The organism is Pseudolabrys sp., from assembly GCF_050250095.1.
Taxonomy (GTDB): Bacteria; Pseudomonadota; Alphaproteobacteria; order Rhizobiales; family Xanthobacteraceae; genus Pseudolabrys.
This window is the reverse complement of the sequence record NZ_JBFWPH010000001.1, coordinates 462,286-481,662: the sequence shown is the minus strand read 5'-3', so window position 1 is coordinate 481,662 and position 19,377 is coordinate 462,286. Positions and strand designations below refer to the sequence as shown.

At 65.2% G+C, this 19,377-nt stretch carries 17 protein-coding genes and 1 tRNA gene; all 18 read right to left on the bottom strand.

Annotated features, from left to right (window positions below; translation table 11 throughout):
* The 18 genes from cheD to AB7F10_RS02245 all read right to left on the bottom strand — a co-directional run bounded on the left by cheD (position 1) and on the right by AB7F10_RS02245 (position 19,375).
* Positions 1-651, bottom strand: a complete 651-nt coding sequence (gene cheD, locus AB7F10_RS02330; protein WP_428557883.1) for a chemoreceptor glutamine deamidase CheD — start codon at positions 649-651, stop codon at positions 1-3.
* Positions 651-1,532 (bottom strand): CheR family methyltransferase, encoded by an 882-nt coding sequence (locus tag AB7F10_RS02325; protein ID WP_428557884.1) that lies wholly within the window; start codon positions 1,530-1,532, stop codon positions 651-653. Before AB7F10_RS02325 ends, cheD begins: the two co-directional genes overlap by 1 nt.
* 224 nt (positions 1,533-1,756) lie before the next feature.
* Positions 1,757-3,967, bottom strand: a complete 2,211-nt coding sequence (locus tag AB7F10_RS02320; protein ID WP_428557885.1) for a methyl-accepting chemotaxis protein — start codon at positions 3,965-3,967, stop codon at positions 1,757-1,759.
* 334 nt (positions 3,968-4,301) lie between these two features.
* The gene (locus AB7F10_RS02315) at positions 4,302-4,724 is read right to left on the bottom strand and encodes a RidA family protein (RefSeq protein ID WP_428557886.1); all 423 of its coding nucleotides are present in this window, start codon (positions 4,722-4,724) and stop codon (positions 4,302-4,304) included.
* Between the two features lie 5 nt (positions 4,725-4,729).
* Complete coding sequence (locus AB7F10_RS02310) at positions 4,730-6,367, bottom strand: benzoate-CoA ligase family protein (RefSeq protein WP_428557887.1); 1,638 nt, start codon at positions 6,365-6,367, stop codon at positions 4,730-4,732.
* A complete protein-coding gene (locus tag AB7F10_RS02305) occupies positions 6,364-7,530 on the bottom strand; it encodes an acyl-CoA dehydrogenase family protein (protein WP_428557888.1) in 1,167 nt (388 codons plus the stop codon). Before AB7F10_RS02305 ends, AB7F10_RS02310 begins: the two co-directional genes overlap by 4 nt.
* Positions 7,531-7,532: 2 nt before the next feature.
* Complete coding sequence (locus tag AB7F10_RS02300) at positions 7,533-8,336, bottom strand: enoyl-CoA hydratase family protein (RefSeq protein ID WP_428558401.1); 804 nt, start codon at positions 8,334-8,336, stop codon at positions 7,533-7,535.
* A gap of 2 nt (positions 8,337-8,338) precedes the next feature.
* Positions 8,339-8,860 (bottom strand): MarR family winged helix-turn-helix transcriptional regulator, encoded by a 522-nt coding sequence (locus tag AB7F10_RS02295; protein ID WP_428557889.1) that lies wholly within the window; start codon positions 8,858-8,860, stop codon positions 8,339-8,341.
* A complete protein-coding gene (locus tag AB7F10_RS02290) occupies positions 8,857-9,627 on the bottom strand; it encodes an SDR family NAD(P)-dependent oxidoreductase (RefSeq protein ID WP_428557890.1) in 771 nt (256 codons plus the stop codon). Before AB7F10_RS02290 ends, AB7F10_RS02295 begins: the two co-directional genes overlap by 4 nt.
* Positions 9,627-11,921, bottom strand: coding sequence for a bifunctional salicylyl-CoA 5-hydroxylase/oxidoreductase (locus tag AB7F10_RS02285; RefSeq protein WP_428557891.1), 2,295 nt, complete (start codon positions 11,919-11,921; stop codon positions 9,627-9,629). Before AB7F10_RS02285 ends, AB7F10_RS02290 begins: the two co-directional genes overlap by 1 nt.
* Before the next feature lie 206 nt (positions 11,922-12,127).
* A tRNA-Lys gene (locus AB7F10_RS02280) sits at positions 12,128-12,203 on the bottom strand.
* Positions 12,204-12,391: 188 nt separating this feature from the next.
* On the bottom strand, positions 12,392-12,961 hold the full coding sequence (locus tag AB7F10_RS02275) for a Spy/CpxP family protein refolding chaperone (RefSeq protein ID WP_428557892.1): 570 nt from the start codon (positions 12,959-12,961) through the stop codon (positions 12,392-12,394).
* A gap of 230 nt (positions 12,962-13,191) precedes the next feature.
* The gene (locus AB7F10_RS02270) at positions 13,192-14,517 is read right to left on the bottom strand and encodes a TRAP transporter large permease (protein ID WP_428557894.1); all 1,326 of its coding nucleotides are present in this window, start codon (positions 14,515-14,517) and stop codon (positions 13,192-13,194) included.
* Positions 14,514-15,092: a TRAP transporter small permease gene (locus AB7F10_RS02265; protein ID WP_428558402.1), complete on the bottom strand. Its 579-nt coding sequence runs from the start codon at positions 15,090-15,092 to the stop codon at positions 14,514-14,516. Before AB7F10_RS02265 ends, AB7F10_RS02270 begins: the two co-directional genes overlap by 4 nt.
* A 151-nt stretch (positions 15,093-15,243) precedes the next feature.
* On the bottom strand, positions 15,244-16,245 hold the full coding sequence (locus AB7F10_RS02260) for a TRAP transporter substrate-binding protein (protein ID WP_428557895.1): 1,002 nt from the start codon (positions 16,243-16,245) through the stop codon (positions 15,244-15,246).
* Between the two features lie 259 nt (positions 16,246-16,504).
* Positions 16,505-18,079, bottom strand: coding sequence for a 2-isopropylmalate synthase (locus AB7F10_RS02255; protein WP_428557896.1), 1,575 nt, complete (start codon positions 18,077-18,079; stop codon positions 16,505-16,507).
* A 101-nt stretch (positions 18,080-18,180) separates the two neighbouring features.
* A complete protein-coding gene (locus tag AB7F10_RS02250; protein WP_428557897.1) occupies positions 18,181-18,315 on the bottom strand; it encodes a hypothetical protein in 135 nt (44 codons plus the stop codon).
* Positions 18,316-18,469: 154 nt separating this feature from the next.
* A complete protein-coding gene (locus AB7F10_RS02245; protein ID WP_428557898.1) occupies positions 18,470-19,375 on the bottom strand; it encodes a polyphosphate kinase 2 family protein in 906 nt (301 codons plus the stop codon).
* Positions 19,376-19,377 lie beyond the last annotated feature (2 nt).

The window sequence follows — 19,377 nt, the reverse complement described above, 5'->3', positions numbered from 1 at the left end:
TCACTCAAAAAGCTCGATTTCGCCGCCGGTTTTCTTCTCCGACAGGCGGCTCGCATATTCGGATTCTTCGCGGGTAATGCTGTATTTATCGACCGTTCCGAGGAACTTGCGCACCACCTTGCCGGTCGCCGGCGCGTACTGGATGCGGCGCGGATAGTCGCCGCCGAGATCCTGCGCGGCGATGCGCAGGTTTTCCGCCAGCAGATAGCGCACGACGAATTCGGCGTTGTCGGTGCCGACCTCGTTCGACATGTCGGTGACATTGCCGCCGCCGAACACCTTGATCTCCAGCCGTTCGCGCCGGGCGCCGGCCTTGAGAAGCTCGTTCAGCAGCTTTTCCATCGCGAAATTGCCGTAGCGGGTCGACTTCAGATCGCCGCCCCAGTGGCCGGTGGCATCCTGCGGCAGCATGAAGTGGTTCATCCCGCCGAGACCCGCAACCGGATCGCGGATGCAGGCGGCGACGCAGGACCCCAGAATGGTGACGATGGTCTCATCCTGTTTCGACGTGATGTAGTACTCGCCGGGAAACACCTTCACCATCCACGTGCCGGACGCGGCATCGTGGAAACGCCGGCCGGGCGCTGGCGCGATGCCATCGTCCTTGAACGGTGTTGCAAGCTTCGCCGCTGACGTCGCCGTCACCACCATCAGCCGATCTTCCGATAGATGGTGCGGCCCATCAGCTTGAGGCCCGGATGGCCGCCGGTCAGCGATTCCGAATGGCCGATATAAAGCCAGCCGTCGGGCTTCAGTTGCGCAATGAAACGGTCGATCAGGCGCGCCTTGGTCGGCGCGTCGAAATAGATCATGACGTTGCGGCAGAAAATGGCGTCGAACAGACCCTTGATCGGCCAGTCCTGCATCAGATTGAGCTGCTTGAAGCGGACGATGTCGCGCAAGTCGTCGGCGACGACCATCGCCTCGCGGCCGGCGCGCGTCTCCACTGAGAAGAACGGCTTGTAGGCCGCGGGAATTTCATCGACCGCCGCCGGCTGGTACTCGCCGCGCGCGGCGCGGCTGAGAATTTCGGTATCGATGTCGGTCGCGAGGATCAGCACATCGTGGCGTTTGAGATCGGGAATGTCCCGCGCGAGCACGGACGCGATCGTGTAGGGCTCCTCGCCCGACGAGCAGCCGGCCGACCAGATCCGCATCCGCCGGCCCGCCATGCGCTCGCGGCCGAACGGCGCCGAGACATTGGCGTGCAGGTGATCGAAGTGATGGGACTCGCGGAAGAATTTGGTGTGATTGGTCGAGATCGAGTTGATGAAGTTCTCGATCTCGCGGTCGTTCTTCGTCAGATAGTCGCGATAGGTCTTGAAGTCCGGCAGCTTCAGCGCGCGCAGGCGGCGCGACAGCCGTCCATAGACCAGGTTCACCTTGTTGTCGGACAGCGCGATGCCGGCATGCTCGTAGGCGCACTTCGCCAGGAAGCGGAAGTCGTCATCGGTGAAATCGAATTCGCGGCCGAGCGTCGACTGCGAAGCGTCGTCGCTCTTAAGCGCAACGCCGGAAGAGAGCGGTGCCATCGCTCAGCACCCGAAAGGCCGGCCAGCGGCAACCGTCACGGCATTTACCAGTGGTCGACTCATGGTCTCGGTTCTCGTTTTGGTTGCATTCGGGAAGGCTTGAGGCCGGTGGGTTGAACTGCAGGTGCGACAATGAATCATTAACGTGAAGACTCGGTTAACCATGATTTTGCGGGCCATCGCCGGGTTTTGAGGCCGTTTCCGGCGGTCCGTCAGCGTCCCGGCTAGAACTCTTCCCAGTCGGGATCCGTCTTCAGGGCGGTCGCGAGATTCGCCTGCATGCGCCGCGCCGGGCCCACGCCGGGTTGCGGCGGCGTCTTTGCCGCGGATTTCGCAGCCGGCCTGGCGGCCGGTTTGGACGCCGCCCTGTCGGCGTCGGCTGACGGCGCCATCGGGGGCGCCTCGTGCTCGCTCAGGCGGAAAACCGCGATGCGCTCGTTCATCGCCCTCGCCTGGCTCTCCAGCGTCTTGGCGGTCGCGGCGTTCTCCTCGACCAGCGCCGAGTTCTGCTGCGTGACCTCGTCCATCTGGGTCAGCGCCTTGTTGACCTGCTCGACGCCGCCGGCCTGCTCCGCGCTCGCATTCGCGATGTCGGCGACGACGACGGCGACCTCCTTGATTGACGCCACGATCTCGGTCAGCGCGGTGCCGGCCCGATTGACCAGCTCGACGCCGTCCTTCACCTGACCGCCGGAGTTGGTGATGAGATCCTTGATGTCCTTGGCCGCCTGAGACGACCGCTGTGCGAGGCTGCGGACTTCCGAGGCGACCACCGCGAAGCCCCTGCCCGCATCGCCGGCGCGCGCCGCTTCCACGGCCGCGTTCAGCGCCAGCAGGTTGGTCTGGCGGGCGATCTCGTCGATGACGCCGATGATGTCGGAGATCCTGCGCGATGACTCCTCGATCTTCGCCATCGCATCGACGGCCTGCGCCACGACCTTGCCGCCGCGGTCCGCCACATCCTGCGTCGACGCCGACGACTGGTTGGCGGCCTGCGCGTTCTCGGCGTTCTTCTTCACGGTCGCAGCGATCTCCTCCATCGAGGCGGAGGTTTCCTCGAGCGAAGCGGCCTGCTCCTCGGTGCGCTGCGACAGATCGGTGGTGGAGGCGGAGATTTCCGAGGAGGCGGCGCCGACTTCGCGCGCCGTGTCCTTGAACACGGTGACGACCTCCGTCATCTTGTCGAGCAGGCCGTTGAAGCCTTCGCACAGAGCGGCGATCTCACCGGACTTGTCGTCCATCGGGATGCGCTGGCTGAGATCGTTCTGGTTGACGGCGCCGACCACCTTGTCGACCGCGAAGCGCAGCGCTTGCCGCGCCTGAACGGCGGCCGTGACATCGGTGGCGTATTTGACGACCTTGAACGGCTTGCCGTTCATGTCCAGGATCGGGTTATAGCTTGCCTGAATCCAGATTTCCCTGCCGCCCTTGGCGATCCGCTTGTATTCGCCGGAGTCGAATTCGCCGCGGGCGAGCTTGTCCCAGAACGCCTTGTAGGCCGCGCTCGAACGCTCCGCCTCATCGACGAACAGACGGTGATGCTGGCCACGCACCTCGTCGAGCGAGTAACCAAGCGTCTTGAGGAAGTTCTCGTTGGCGTGGCGGATGGTGCCGTCGAGCTCGAACTCGATCACCGCCATGACCTTGCCGATGGCCGCGATCTGCCCCTCGAAATCGGCGGTCTTCAGCTTCTGGCCGGTGATGTCGGTGGCGAACTTGACGACCTTGAACGGCTTGCCGCCGGCGTCGAGGATCGGATTGTAACTTGCCTGAATCCAGATTTCCCTGCCGCCCTTGGCAATGCGGCGATACTGCCCGGCGTCGAACTCGCCGCGGCCGAGCTTGTCCCAAAACAACTTGTAGGCCGGGCTATCCTTTTCGGCGGCTTCGACGAACATCGAATGATGTTTGCCGACGATCTCGTCGCGCGCGTAGCCGACGGCGCCGAGAAAATTGTCGTTGGCGTCGAGAATGTTGCCCTTGGTGTCGAATTCGATGACGGCCTGCGCCTTGCCGATGGCGGCGATCTGGCCGGCGTAATCGAAGCTCTTGAACTGCTGCACAGTGATGTCGGTCGCGAATTTGACGACCTTGGCGACGCGGCCGTGACGATCGAGCACCGGATTGTAGCTCGCCTCGATCCAGATTTCCCTGCCGCCCTTGCCGAACCGCTTGTACTTGCCGGCATCGAACTCGCCGCTGCCGAGTTTCTTCCAGAACGCCTTGTAGGTTTCGGTATCGCGTTCGGCCGGATCGACGAAGATCGCGTGATGCTTGCCGGCGACTTCCTCGAGCGTGTAGCCGACCGCGCCAAGGAAATTGGCGTTGGCCTTGACGATGGTGCCATCCGGCATGAACTCGATCACCGCCTGTGAGCGGTCGATCGCCGAGAGCACGCCGTCATTGTTTGCCGAGGACTTTCCAAGAGAAAACATCGCGATCTCCTAGCGAGCGCCAGACCATGACGGCACGGCTGCACCGCACCGCGGCGCATCGCATCGATCCTGGACGGGAAAGATCATTGGGAATTCCCGGCCGGTCGGCCAAGATCGTCAGGTCAAGGTTTTGGATTTCACGCCGGACGCGACTGAACCGGGACTACAGCCCACGTTTAGGCCCGTAACGGTTTATTTATGGTAAATTATTGATCTATTTTATAAATCTACGTTTGCAAGCCGACATAAGACGGCAAAGGCGGCGGGCCTTTCGGCCTCGCCGCCTTGTTGTCTTGTCGCCGCCGGTGGAACGCCGCCGTGCCGGAGGGCGCGGTCAGCCGTTGGGGATCACCGCCGTCGCCTCGATCTCGATCTTGGCGGCATCCTCGGCCAACGCCGACACCACGAGCAGCGTCATCGCCGGAAAATGCCGGCCGATCACCCGGCGATAGGCCTCACCGATCTCGCGCTGGCGACTGACGTAAGACGGCTTGTCGGTGACGTACCAGGTCAGGCGTACGATGTGGCTCGGCTCGGCGCCGGCTTCCTTCAGCACCGCGACGATGTTCGCCAGCGCCTGCTCGGCCTGCGCAACGAAATCGTCGCTGATCAGTTTCTGCTGCGCGGTCCAGCCGATCTGCCCCGCGACATAGACCTGCCGCCCGGTGGCGGCGATGCCGTTGGCATAACCCTTCGGCTCCGCCCAGCCCGCCGGCTGCAGGAACTCGAAATCGCGTCGGATGGTGGTTGTCGTCATTTCTGTCACTGCTCGCGAAGTTTGAAACGCTGGATCTTGCCGGTCTGGGTTTTCGGCAGGGCGGAAACGAAGTGAACGGCGCGCGGATACTTGTAGGGAGCGATAGTGGCCTTGACGTGATCCTGCAAGACCTTGATGCGCAGGTCGTCGCCGGCGACGCCGGATTTCAGCACCACGTAGGCCGTGACGATCTGCCCGCGCTCGCCGTCGGCGGTGCCGACCACGGCACATTCCGCGACCTCCGCATGCGCGAGCAGCGCTGACTCGACCTCCGGACCGGAAATGTTGTAGCCGGCCGAGACGATCATGTCGTCGGCGCGGGCGACGAAGTGGAACAGGCCCTGCTCGTCCTGCATGAAGGTATCGCCGGTGATGTTCCAGCCGCCGGTGACGTAGTTCTTCTGCCGCTTGTCGGCGAGATAACGGCAGCCGGTCGGCCCGCGCACCGCGAGACGGCCAAGCTCGCCGCGCGGCACTTCATTCATCCTGTCGTCGACCACCTTCGCCTCGTAGCCCGCGACGGGGCGGCCGGTGGCGCCGGCATGGCTGTCGCCGATGCGATTGGTGATGAAAATGTGCAGCATTTCGGTGGAGCCGATGCCGTCGAGGATCGGCTTGCCGGTCTTCTTCGTCCACTGCTCGAACACCGGCGCCGGCAGCGTCTCGCCGGCCGACACCGCGAGCCGCAGCGAGGACAGGTCCGCGCCCTGATCCATCGCCGCCATCATGGCGCGATAGGCCGTCGGCGCGGTGAAACAGATCGTCGCTTTGTACTGCTCGATGATCTGGATCATGCTCGGCGGAGAAGCGTTCTCCAGCAACGTCGCGGTGGCGCCGAAGCGCAGCGGGAAGATCGCGAGGCCGCCGAGGCCGAAGGTGAAGGCGAGCGGCGGCGAGCCGACGAACACGTCGTCCGGCGTCACCTTCAGCACTTCCTTCGCGTAGCCGTCCGCGACGATCAGCAGATCGCGGTGGAAATGCATGGTGGCTTTCGGTTCGCCGGTGGTGCCCGAGGTGAAGCCCAAGAGCGCGACGTCGTCGCGGCCGGTCTTGACCGCGTCGTACTTCACCGGCTTGTCGAGCGCGATGCGGTCGAGCTCGGAGTCGTGATTGGCGGTGCCGTCGAAATTGACGACCTGCTTCAAGAACTTCGAGGTCTTGGCGCAGGCGACCAACTCGTCGGCGATGCGGCTGTCGGTCAGCGCCAGCGCGATCTCGGCTTTGTCGACGATCTTGGCAAGCTCGCCGGCCCGCAGCATCGGCATGGTGTTGACCACGACCGCGCCGGCCTTGGTAGCGGCGAGCCAGACCGCGACCAGCGCCGGATTGTTGCCGGCGCGGATCAGCACGCGGTTGCCGGGCTTCAGGCCGTAGTTTTCGGTGAGCGCGTGCGCGAGCCGGTTCGACCAGTCGGTCAGTTCCTTGTAGGTGCGGCGGCGGCCATTGCCGATCAGCGCCACGCGATCGCCGAAGCCGCGCTCGACCATCCTGTCGGTCATCTCGACGGCGGCGTTCAGGTATTCCGGATACTGGAATTCCGGGCGATCGAGCAGGATCTCCGGCCACTGATCGGGCGGCGGCAGGTTGTCGCGCGCGAAAGTGTCGACATGGCCCGAGGGGCCGAGCTTGACGGACGTGCTCATTCTGACGCTCCGGGAGTCTCGGCGAGAACCGAGCGGGCGATCACGACCTTCTGGACGTCGGACGCGCCCTCATAGATGCGCAGTGCGCGGATTTCGCGATAAAGAGATTCCACGATGTGCCCGGAGCGCACGCCGTCGCCGCCGTGAAGCTGCACGGCGGCGTCGATGACGCGCTGCGCCGCTTCGGTCGCGTAGAGCTTGGCCATCGCCGCCTCGCGGGTGACGCGGGCCGCGCCCATGTCCTTCACCCAGGCGGCGCGGAAAATCAGCAGCGCGGCGGCATCGACCTCGAGCGCCATGTCCGCGAGATGGCCTTCGACCATCTGCAGTTTCGCAAGCGGCGCGCCGAATAGTTCGCGGGTTGCGGCGCGCTTGGCAGCCTCGTGCAGCGCGCGGCGGGCAAAACCGAGCGCGGCCGCGCCGACCGTAGTGCGGAACACGTCGAGTGTCGCCATCGCGATCTTGAAGCCCTCGCCCGGCTTGCCGATCATGGCGGAGGCCGGCACGCGGCAATCCTTGAAGGCGAGCCGCGCCAGCGGATGCGGTGCGATCACCTCCAGCCGCTCGGCAATCGTCAGGCCCGGCGTGTCGCCCGGCACGATGAAGGCCGACAGCCCGCGCGCACCCGGCGCCTCGCCGGTGCGGGCGAAAACCACATAAAGGTCAGCGATGCCGCCATTGGAAATCCAGGTCTTCTCGCCGTCGAGCACGTAAGCGTCGCCGTCACGGCGCGCGGCGCAGGCGATGTTGGCGACGTCCGAGCCGGAAGCCGGCTCGGAGAGCGCGAACGCGGCGATGGCCTTTCCGGCGCGCGTCTTCGGCAGCCATTGCGCGCGCTGCGCCTCGTTGCCGTAGAGCGAGATCGGCCCGGCGCCGAGGCCCTGCATGGCGAAAGCGAAATCGGCCAGGCCGGCGTGATAGCCAAGTGTCTCGCGGCAGAGAGCAAGTGTGCGGACGTCGAGCTTCGGATTGCCGTCGCCCGGCGCGGTGTGCTTAAGCCAGCCGTCGCGGCCGAGCCGCGCGACCAGTTCGCGGCAGGCGGCGTCGACATCGTAATGATCGATGCCGGCGACATTAACGGCGGCCCAGGCGTCGAGCTTCTCGGCCAACTCGCGATGGCGCGGCTCGAAGAACGGCCAGGCAAGGTAGCTCACGTCACGCATGCTCAGTCGCCGGCGAAGCGCGGCGTTCCCTTGGCGATGAAGGCCTCGTAGGCGCGGCGGAAATCCTGCGTCTGCATGCAGATCGCCTGCGCCTGCGCCTCGGCCTCGATCGCCTGTTCGAGCGACATCGACCATTCCTGGCCGAGCATCGTCTTGGTCATCATGTGGGCGAAGGTCGGCCCCTCGGCGAGCTTCTGCGCGAGCGTCACCGCCTCTTTCTCCAGCGCGTCGGCGGCGACCAGCCGGTTGAAGAAGCCCCAGCGCTCGCCCTCCTCGGCCGACATGGTGCGTCCGGTGAACAGGAGTTCGGCGGCGCGCCCCTGCCCGATCACGCGCGGCAGCATGGCGCAGGCGCCCATGTCGCAGCCGGCAAGACCGACGCGGGTGAACAGGAACGCCGTCTTGGCGGCAGGCGTGCCGAGCCGCATGTCCGCAAACAGCGCGATCATCGCGCCGGCGCCGACGCAGACGCCGTCGACCGCGGCGATCACCGGCTGCGGCGCGGCGCGCATCGCCTTGACGAGATCGCCGGTCATGCGAGTGAATTCGATCAGGCCCTTCATGTCCTTGTCGAGCAAGGGGCCGATGATGTCGCGCACGTCGCCGCCGGAGCAGAAGTTGCCGCCGTTCGAGCCGAACACCACGGCCTTGACGTCGTCGGCATAGACGAGCTGGCGGAAGGTGTCGCGCAGCTCGGCATAGGACTCGAATGTGATGGGGTTCTTGCGGTCCGGCCGGTTGAGCGAGATGAGCGCGACCTTGCCCTCCATCCGCCAGTTAAAGTGCTTCGGCTTGTGGTCCTTCATGATCACGCGCGCGCTTCCCCGTTCTGCCGCGCCACGCCGGTGCGGATGCGCACGTCGAGCCCGTCGAGGTGCTCGATGACGGCCTGCGCCTCGGTCGCGCCGAATTCCTTCAGCAGTTCGTCGACCCAGGTTTCGTGCGCCTTCGCGATGGTGGCAAAGTGGGTGGAGCCCTTCGGCGTCAGCCGCACGATGAAGGAGCGGCGGTCCTCTTCCGGCGCCTGCCGCAGCACCAGCTTTTCCGCGACCAGCCGGTCGACGATGCCGGTGACGTTGCCGTTCGACACCATCAGGCTGCGCGACAGTTCGGTCATGGTCATGCCGTTGCCCTGGCGCTCGAGCGCGGCCATGACATCGAACTGCGGCAGGGTGATCGCGTATTCGCGACGCAGCCGCTCGCGGATCTCGGATTCGATGGCGCGGGCCGAGCGCAGCAGGCGGATCCACAGCCGCAGCCGCTGCTTGCTCGCCGGCCTTGCTCCCGAGCGCGCACCGTTGCGCGCGCGCGTTTTCGTCAAACCGCTCATGCGGCCTCCCCTGTGATGGCGATCGCCTCGCCCGTTGTCTTGGCGGCGTCCGGCAGGCAGAGCCGCAGCACTTCCTGCGCCACCTCGTCCGGCGTCAGCAGCCGGCCGTGATCGTTGTCTTTTGCAAGCTGGTCGCGCGCATCGCTCGCGGCGCGGCCCGAAACCGCGGTGATCTTGCCGACCGCGGCGTCGAGCAGCGGCGTGTCGGTATAGCCGGGGCACACCGCGTTGACCGTGATGCCCTTGCCGGCAAGCTCGACGGCGAGCGCGCGCGACAGCCCGACGACGCCGTGCTTGGCCGCGCAATAGGCCGCGACGAAGGGATAGCCTTTGAGCCCGGCGGTCGAAGCGACGAAGACGATGCGGCGCGGCTTGCCGTCGGCAGGCCGCGTGAGATCGGGAAGCGCGGCGCGCACGGTGAGAAAACTGCCGGTGAGATTGACGGCGATCGCCGCGTTCCACCGGTCGAGCGTCAGCTTGCCGAACGGGCCGCTGTCGGCCGCGCCCGCATTGGCGATGACGATATCGAGCGGCCCCTGCGCGGCGCGCGCGGCTTCGACCATCGCGGCGCAATCGGCCTCCTGCGTAATGTCGGCGCTGACGGCCGCGCCCTTCGGCAACGACTTCGCCACCTCGTCGAGCGGCGCCTTGCGGCGGCCGGCGACGGTGACGGCGGCGCCCTCACGCGCCAGCGCGCGGGCAATCGCGGCGCCGATGCCGGTGCCGCCGCCCGTCACGAGCGCGTGCGTGTTGGCAAGCGCGCCCATCAGACCTTCCCCGCCGGCGGCTCGGGCCGCGACTTCAGGCGATTGAGCTGATCGCGGCCAGGCCAGTAGGGCTTGGGCCAATCCGTGCCCTCATAGCGCAGCCCGGCGGCCTGATGCAGCGTCCAGTACGGATCGGCGAGATGCGGCCGCGCGAGGCAGACGAGATCGGCGCGGCCCGCCATCAGGATCGAATTGACGTGGTCGGCCTCGTAGATGTTGCCAACGGCGAGCGTCGGAATTCCCGCCTCGTTGCGGATGCGGTCCGAGAACGGCGTCTGGAACAGACGGCCATAGACCGGCTTGGCGCGCACCGAGGTCTGTCCGGCGGAGACGTCGATCAGGTCGGCGCCGGCTTCGGTGAGCATGCGGGCGACTTCAACCGAATCCTGCGGCGTGATGCCTTCCTCGCCGATCCAATCGCTCGCCGAAATGCGCACCGACATCGGACGGTCCTGCGGCCACACCTTGCGCACCGCGCGCAGCACTTCGAGCGGGAAGCGCATGCGGTTTTCGAGGCTGCCGCCGTATTCGTCGGTCCGCCTGTTGGTGAGCGGCGTGATGAAGGCCGACATCAGATAGCCGTGGGCGTAGTGCAGCTCGAGCCAGTCGAAACCGGCGCGGGCGGCCATTTCGGCGGCACGCACGAAGTCGTCGCGCACCGCATCCATGTCGGCGCGGGTCATCGCGCGCGGGATCAGGTTGTTCGCGCTCCACGAGATCGGCGACGGCGCCAGCGTCTCCCAGTTGCCGGAGGAGAGCGGCGCGTCCATGTCCTCCCAGCCGAGCTGGGTCGAGCCCTTGGGTCCGGAATGGCCGAGCTGCATGGCGATCTTGGCGGGCGTCTCGGCATGGACGAAATCGACGATCCGCTTCCAGGCCTTTTCATGTTCGGGCGCATACATGCCGGTGCAGCCGGGCGTGATGCGCCCTTCCGGCGAAATGCAGGTCATTTCGGTGAAGATCAGCCCCGCCCCGCCCTTGGCGCGTTCGGCGTAATGCACGAAGTGCCAGTCGTTCGGCGTGCCGTCGACCGCGCGATACTGCGCCATCGGCGACACCACCACGCGGTTGGCGAGCGTCAGGCCCTTCACCCGGTAAGGCACGAACATCGGCGGCCGCGCCGCGTTCGGCGCCGCGCCGGTCGCCTGCTCCTCGAACCACTTCTCCGCGCCGGCGAGCCATTCCGGGTCGCGCTCGCGCAGGTTCTCGTGGCTGATGCGCTGCGAGCGGGTGAGCAGCGAATAGTTGAACTGTACCGGATCGAGATTGAAGTAGCGCTCGACATCCTCGAACCACTCGGTCGAATTGCGCGCGGCGTTCTGCAGGCGCAGCACCTCGAGGCGGCGCTCGTCCTCATAGCGGCGGAACGCCTGCGCCATGGTCGGCTCGGTGTGGATGTATTCGGCCAGCGCAATGGCGCTTTCGATGGCGAGCTTGGAACCGGAGCCGACCGAGAAGTGCGCGGTCGCCGCCGAGTCGCCGAGCAGCACGACGTTCTTGTGGCTCCAGCGCTCGCACAGCACACGGTTGAAATTCAGCCAGGCCGAGCCGCGCAGATGCTTGGCGTTCGACATCAGCGCGTTGCCGCCGAGGCTCCTGGCGAAGATTGTCTCGCAGGCCGCGATGGTCTGCGTCACATCCATCTTGTCGAAGCCGGAGCGCTTCCAGGTTTCCTCCGAGCACTCGACGATGAAGGTCGCGGTGTCGGCGTCGAACTGGTAGGCGTGCGCCCAGACCCAGCCGTGCGGCGTTTCCTCGAAGATGAAGGTAAAGGCGTCGTCGAATTTCTGGTGGGTGCCGAGCCAGATGTATTTGCAGGCGCGCACGTCGATGTCCGGGCGGAACTCCTCGGCCAGCGCGGCGCGCACGCGCGAGTTGACGCCGTCGGCGGCGACGACGAGGTCGTAATCCTTCATGTAGGTCGAAACGTCGCTCGCTTCCGTCTCGAAGCGCAGCTCGATGCCGAGCGAGCGGCAACGGTCCTGCATGACGTTGAGAAGCCGCATGCGGCCGACGCCGCAGAAGCCGTGGCCGCCGGAGCGCACCACCGCGCCCCGGTAATGCACCGCGACGTCGTCCCAATAGACGAAGGAGTCGCGGATCGCCTTGGCGCTGACCGGATCGTTGCGTTCGAGATTGGCGAGCGTCTCGTCGGACAGGACGACGCCCCATCCGAACGTGTCGTTCGGCTTGTTGCGCTCAATGACGACGATCTCGGCCTGCGGATCCCGCAATTTCAGCGAGATCGCGAAATAGAGCCCGCCGGGCCCGCCTCCCAGAACTGCCGCCCGCATCGACAGGCTCTCCCGTGATCGGTGGACGCGGAGGCAAGCTTGACGCAGGCGGGGCTATCTTACAAGCCTAAATATTTTAGATTTGAAATATTTAAGTGAATGTCTTTAAGCAGCAAAAATAGTCCACACACGCCTCCGGCGGCCCGGGAGGGCCCGGTCCGGGGTGCCGACTGGCAGCAGGATTTATGGGAGATATTGGCGGGACATGGTGGGCGCACTAGGGCTCGAACCTAGGACCCGCTGATTAAGAGTCAGCTGCTCTACCAACTGAGCTATGCGCCCTCACGCATGGCCCGCATCGCCGCAACGACTGATGTCGTGAAGCCGGCGTCGTTTAGCAAACACCCCCCGGCCTGTCCAGCTTTCAGGCCGGCCCGGAAGGCCCTGAAAGGGCAACGGAAAGCCGCCGGCCTGATGCCGGCGGCTCCCGATCGGCCGCGGACCCGGGCGGCCCGCTGCACGCTTTACGCTTACTGCTGCGGCTTCTGCTCGCCGGCCGCGCCATCCCTGTCCTGCCCATGATGCTTCATGTGGCGGAAGTTATGGTGGCGGCCCCACTCGTGATGGCGATGGCGGCCGTTCTGCGCGAACTGGCGGCCGGTGAAATGCGCCATCACGCGGAAGCGCTTCTTCTGGCCGTCGTCGAGGCTCGCATAGAGCGGCGCGGCAGCATCGGCGACCGCCTTCAGCGAGGCGCCGGTCTGCTCCATCCGCTCGGCGCGCAGCTTGAGCCGCGCCACCGGATCCTGCGGACGGTCGGCGTTGGCGCGGGCGGCGAAGCGGTCGCTACGCTGCTTGGCCATGTCGCGCATCGCCTTCTCGAGCGGCGGCCAGAGCTTCTCCTGCTCGGCGGTCAGCTTGAGACCGGCCTTCAGCGCGGCGATGCGGGCATCGCCGTAAGCCGTGATGTCTTCCGCGGACGGACGCCAGCGGTGTGCGTCAGCGCGCTTGTCCTTGTCGGCGCCCTGCTGAGCATAGACCAGCGTCGAGCCGGCAATCGCAAGCGCGGTCGAGGTGGCAAGAACTGTCTTCCAGATCATCGAAATCCTCCTGGGGTACATTCGATGATCGCAGTAGAGCCGGACAAATAGGCGGGAAAACGGTGCGCAAATTAAAGCTTGGACAGGTTTCCAAGATGTAACCTTGATGACCGCGCGTTCATGCTACCGAACACGGTTCATCTTCCATTCATCATGCACGACGGCGCAACGAAAACGGCCGCGAACAATGTGTCCGCGGCCGTGTTGCAATTCGCGAGCGACGCGCGCCGCTACATCATGCCGAGCACGCGCGGCAGCCAGAGCGAAATCTCCGGCACATAGGTGACGAGAGCCAGGAAGCCGAGCATGGTGAGCAGCCACGGCAGCACCGCGATGGTGAGTTCCGTGATGCCCATCTTGGCGATGCCGGAGGCGACATAGAGGTTGAGGCCGACCGGCGGATGGCACATGCCGACCTCCATGTTCACCACCATCAGGATGCCGAGATGCACCGGATCGATGCCGAGCTTGGCCGCAACCGGAAACAGGATCGGCGCGGTGATCAGCACGATCGATGACGGCTCCATGAAGTTGCCGGCAAGCAGCAGCAGGATGTTGACGAACAGCAGGAAGCCGATCCAGCCGATGCCGAGCTCGGTCACCCAGCCGATGATCGCCTGCGGGATCTGCTCGCTGGTCATCAGGAACGAGAACAGGACCGCGTTGGTGATGATGTAGAGGATCATCGCGCTCATGTTCGCCGAGGCGAGCAGCACCTTCGGCACGTCGCGCAGCCCCATGTCGCCGTAGATGAACACGGCGATCACGAAGGCATAGACGGCGCTGATGGCGGCGGCTTCCGTCGGCGTGAAGATGCCGGAATAGATGCCCCCCATCACCACGAAGATCAGCGACAGGCCCCAGAACGAATTGCGGAAGGCTGTGAACGCCTCGCCCCAGCTCGCCCGCGGCATCCGCGGATAGTTGAACTTGCGCGCGCGATACCAGGTGGTGAGGAACAGCAGGCTTGCCAGCATGATGCCGGGCACGACACCCGCCATGAACAGCTGGCCGACCGAAGCGGACAGCACTCTCTCGCCGTTCGGGCCGAAGGCGCTGCCGCCGCCGGTCGCGACCGCATAGAGCACCATGACGATGGAAGGCGGGATCAGGATGCCGAGCGCACCGGAGGTGGCGACGACGCCGGCGCCGAAGCGCTTCGGAAAGCCCTGCGCCACCATCGCCGGCAGGATGATCGAGCCGATCGCCACGACCGTCGCCGGCGAGGAGCCGGACACCGCGGCAAACAGCGCGCAGGCGACCACGCCGGCGAGGCCCAGGCCGCCATGCCAATGGCCGACCATCGCGGTCGCAAAGCGGATCATGCGTTTCGCGACGCCGCCGTGGGTCAGGAAGTTGCCGGCCAAGATGAAGAACGGCACCGCCATGATCTCGAAGCTCTCGATGCCGGTAAAGAGCTTGAGCGCCACCGCCTCGGTCGGCACGTTCGTCATCACGAACAGGAAGGTGAGCACGGTCAAGCCGAGCGCGATCGAGACCGGCATGCCGGTCAGCATCAGGCCGATCAGCAGCGTGAAAATGATGAAGGAGTTCATCGGGCCGGCTCCTTCGGCGGCGTTTCAAGCGCGTCGAAGTCGTCGATGCCGTCGACGTGGCCCGCGTCGTGATGCGGCATCTGGTTGGTCCAAAAGAAGTTCCATGCCACCTGCAGGAAGCGGAAGCACATCAGGTAGGAGCCGAGCGGCACGCACAGGAAAACGAACCAGCGCGGAATTTCCATGTCCGGCGACACCTGGCCGGTCGGATAAAGCTCGATGACGAACTTGGCGCCCATCGTGCCGACGATGAAGGTGAACAGCGCGCCGCAGAACAGGCTGAACAGGACGACGTAGCGGCGCTTGTCGGGCGACAGGTAATTGACCAGCACGTCGACGCCGACATGGATGCCGGTGCGCACGCCGTAAGCGGCGCCGAACTTCGCCATCCACACGAACATGTAGATGCACAGTTCCTGCGCCCAGGTCAGATTGATGTCGTAAAGCAGGTCGTAGAAGAACGGATAGCCGACGAGATAACGCTGCGTCACCGCGGCGAAGATCACCAGCGTCGCCGCGCCGATCAGGAAGGCGATCAGAATCTCTTCGAGTCGGTCGAGAATGCGCAGGAACAGCATGGTGTCACCCGTTCCACGCGCGTTGCAGAGGCGTCGGCCAGCCGGATGCCGGCGACGCCAGTCCCCACGGCGCCATCAGAAATCCCCCCACACGCGAAAGCCTGACGGGCCCCGGATCGTCGGATCCGGAGCCCGTTGCCTTTTCTTGTCAGTGCGTCGCGCCGCCGACGGTGGCGACAACCTCGTCGATCAGCTTCTTGCCGACGCGCTTGGCCATGTCGTCATAGAGCGGATTGAGCGCCTTCTTCATCTCGGCGACTTCTTCCTTCTTCAGCGTGATGAATTCGGTCTTGCCCGACTTCTTCATCTCCGCGAGCGCATCCGCATTCTCCTGGGCGGAGATGTGGTTGGTGTAGTCGGTCGCTTCCTTCATGGCCTTTTCAAGCTGGCCGCGAATGTCGGCCGGCAGGCCGTCCCAGAACTTCTTGTTCACGACCACCACGTAGCCGATATAGCCGTGGTTCGAGAGCGTCGTGTACTTCTGCACTTCGTGCATCTTCTGGGTGTACATGTTCGACGGCGTGTTCTCCTGGCCGTCCACGACGCCGGTCTGCAGCGCCTGGTAGACTTCCGAGAACGCCATCACCTGCGGAATGGCGCCGAGCGCGCGGAACTGCGCCTCCAGCACCTTCGACGACTGGATGCGGAACTTCAGGCCCTTGTAGTCGGCCGGCACGCGCAGCGGCTTGTTGGCGCTCATCTGCTTGAAGCCGTTGTCCCAGTAGGCCAGGCCGATCATGCCCTTGGGTTCCATCAGCTTGAGCATGCGCTTGCCGATCGGGCCTTCGGTGACCTTGCGCAGCGAGGCGAGGTCCGGCAGCAGGAACGGCAGGTCGAACACCTCGAAGTCCTTGATGCCCATCGGGCCGAATTTCGAGTTGGACGGGGCGAGCATCTGCACGGCGCCGAGCTGGAGCGCCTCAAGCTCTTCCTTGTCCTTGTAAAGCGTGGAGTTCGGATAGACCTCCACCTTCACTTTGCCGTTGGTGGCCTTTTCGGCCAGTTCCTTGAATTTTTCCGCGCCCTTGCCCTTCGGCGTGTTGGGCGCCACGACGTGGCTGAACTTGATGACGATCGGGCTCTGCGCCTCTGCCGGGGCAGCGATCGCCAGAGCCGCGACGGCCGCGGCCGCCATGAAAAGCTTGCGCATTGAGACAGTCTCCTCCGCTCACAAGGCCTGTAACCGGCCTTTTGTCTGAATTTATGCGAGCCAAGGTGGCATTAAACGGTGCTGCCAGCAAGCCGGGCGGTGGGCCGGCGCCGCAGCCGGACCGCGTCGATACCGCGGATTGCCGAAAGGATTCCCGTCACCTGACCGGCCCTGTTGCCGCAGGGCGGCCGAAAAGCCGGTGCCGCGCTCCCGGCAGGAACGCGGCACCGATGTTCGTAGGCAGGATCGCGGCCGGGGCCTAGCCGACGTCGGTCGAGTGGATGCGGCGGCCGGCCTCGCCCTTGCCGGCCCGGCTCGACAGCCGGTTGAGCGCGCCGAGATAGGCCTTGGCGGAGGCGACCAGCGTGTCGGGGTCCGACGCCTTGGCGGTGAACGAGCGGCCGTCATGCGAGAGCCGGACCGAAACTTCGGCCTGCGCGTCGGTGCCCTCGGTCACGGCATGCACCTGGTACAACTCGAGCTTCGCCTCATGCGGCACCAAGGCGTGGATCGCGTTGAAGATCGCGTCCACCGGACCGTTGCCGGTCGACTGCGTGGTGACGTGCTTGCCGTCGATGTCGAGCGACAGGGTCGCGGTCTGCGGACCCATCGTGCCGGCGATGACCGTCAACGACAGCACCTTGATGCGGTCGTGGGCGGTCGCGATCTCCTCGTCGACCAGCGCCTCGATGTCTTCGTCGTAGACCTGCTTCTTGCGGTCGGCCAGCGCCTTGAAGCGCACGAAGGCGTCCTCGAGTTGATTGGACGACAACTGGTAGCCCAGTTCCTCGAGCTTGTGCACGAAGGCGTGGCGGCCGGAATGCTTGCCCATCACCAGCGAGGTCTGTTTTACGCCGACCGACTCCGGCGTCATGATCTCGTAGGTCTGCGCGTTCTTGAGCATGCCGTCCTGATGGATGCCGCTCTCATGCGCGAAGGCGTTCCGGCCGACGATCGCCTTGTTGTACTGCACCGGGAACGAGGTGACCGCCGACACGAGCTTCGAGGCGCGCGTCAGCATCGTCGCGTCGATGCCGGTGTCGAACGGCAATACGTCGCTGCGGGTCTTGATCGCCATCACGATTTCCTCGAGCGCGGCGTTGCCCGCCCGCTCGCCGATGCCGTTGATGGTGCATTCGATCTGCCGCGCGCCGCCCATCACGCCGGCGAGCGAATTGGCGACCGCCATGCCGAGATCGTTGTGGCAATGCGTGGAGAACACCGCCTTGTCGGAATTCGGCACGCGCTCGCGCACGGTCTTGAAGAGATTGAGATACTCCTCAGGCGTGGTGTAGCCGACGGTGTCCGGGATGTTGATCGTCGTCGCGCCGGCCTTGATCGCGCCCTCGACGCAGCGGCAGAGGAAGTCGATCTCGGTGCGGGTGCCGTCCTCCGACGACCACTCGACGTCGTCGGTGTGGCCCCGCGCACGGGTGACCTGCGCGATCACCATCTCATAGACTTCGTGCGGCTCCTTCTGGAGCTTGTACTTCATGTGCACCGGCGAGGTGGACAGGAACGTATGGATACGGCGGCGCGCGGCCGGCTTGATCGCCTCGGCGCAGCGGTCGATGTCCTTGAAGGCGGCGCGCGAGAGGCCGCAGATCACCGCGTTCTTGGAGCGCTTGGCGATCTCGTGAACGGCGGCGAAGTCGCCTTCCGAGGCGATCGGAAAACCGGCCTCGATGATATCGACGCCCATGTCGTCGAGGAGTTCCGCGACCTCGAGCTTCTCTTCGTGGGTCATGGTCGCGCCGGGGCACTGCTCGCCGTCGCGCAAGGTGGTGTCGAAGATGACGACGCGGTCCTTCCGGGACTGGGTCGGGCTTGTCATGATTGCGTTCCTTCTGACGTCATGCGCCGCTCATGGGCGCTCGATGGGGTTGCTCGTCGTGCGCTCCCCTGAGTGCCCAGGCGCGAACGCCCAGCCGGCCCTCAGGGGCTGATAAGCAGAAGGAGCGAGCCCAGAATGAGGATGGCGCCCAGCATGACCTGATTGGCCGCCGGGTCGAACGTCGCGATGGTGGTCGCCGCGTGCATCGTTCGAACTTTGCCTTCGATCCTCATCATCCGGCGAAAGGTCGCAGAAGACGCTTAAACGCGCGTTAACCCTGCCGGGAAGGCCCCTGTTTTAGCGGAAGCGCGGCCCGCGAGGCAAGGGCCTCTGCCCCGCTTCCGGGCATCCAGCGCACCCCCTGTGGCCGCCGGGCCGCAGCGATGGCGTTCAGCCCTTGCCGGCCTTTTCGGCGGGCTTCTCGGCCTGCAAAGCCTTGCGGATGGCCTCCATCCGGCCCTGCGCAGCCTTGTCGACCTTCGGAAACTTGAGATCCATCCGCTCCATCGCGTCAATGACGGCGGCGGCGACGACGAGCCGGGTGAACCATTTGTGGTCGGCGGGAACCACATACCAGGGCGCCTCGGGCCGCGAGGTTTCGCGGATCATGTCCTGATAGGCCGCCATGTACTCGGTCCAACGCGCGCGTTCGCCGACGTCGCCGGTCGAAAACTTCCAGTACTTTTCCGGCTCTTCGAGACGGTCGAGGAAGCGCTTGCGCTGCTCGTCCGGCGAGACGTTGAGAAAGAACTTCAGAATGCAGGTGCCGCTCGCCGCGACATGGCGCTCGAAGTTGCGGATCGACTCGAAGCGTTGCGGCCAGATGTTTTTGCGGTCGAGCGTGGACGGCAGCTTCTGCGCATCGAGGATTTCGGGGTGGACGCGGACCACCAGCACCTCTTCGTAATGCGAGCGGTTGAAGATGCCGATGCGGCCGCGCTCCGGCAACCGCGTCGCGATCCGCCAGAGAAAATCGTGGTCGAGCTCTTCCGCACTCGGCGCCTTGAAGGAGAATACCTGACAGCCCTGCGGATTGACGCCGGACATCACATGCTTGATGACGCTGTCCTTGCCGGCGGCGTCCATCGCCTGAAAGATCAGCAGCAGCGAACGGCGGTCGTCGGCGTAAAGCCGCTCCTGAAGCTCGGACAACGTCTTGACGCTGCCCTCCAGCATATCCTTCGCATCTTTCTTGCCGATATCGAGACCGGCGGTGCCGCCGGCGTCGTGATCGGCGAGCGTGAACTTCTCCGGCTTGTCGATGCGGAAGCGGCCGGCGATCTCGGAGAATTTCATGC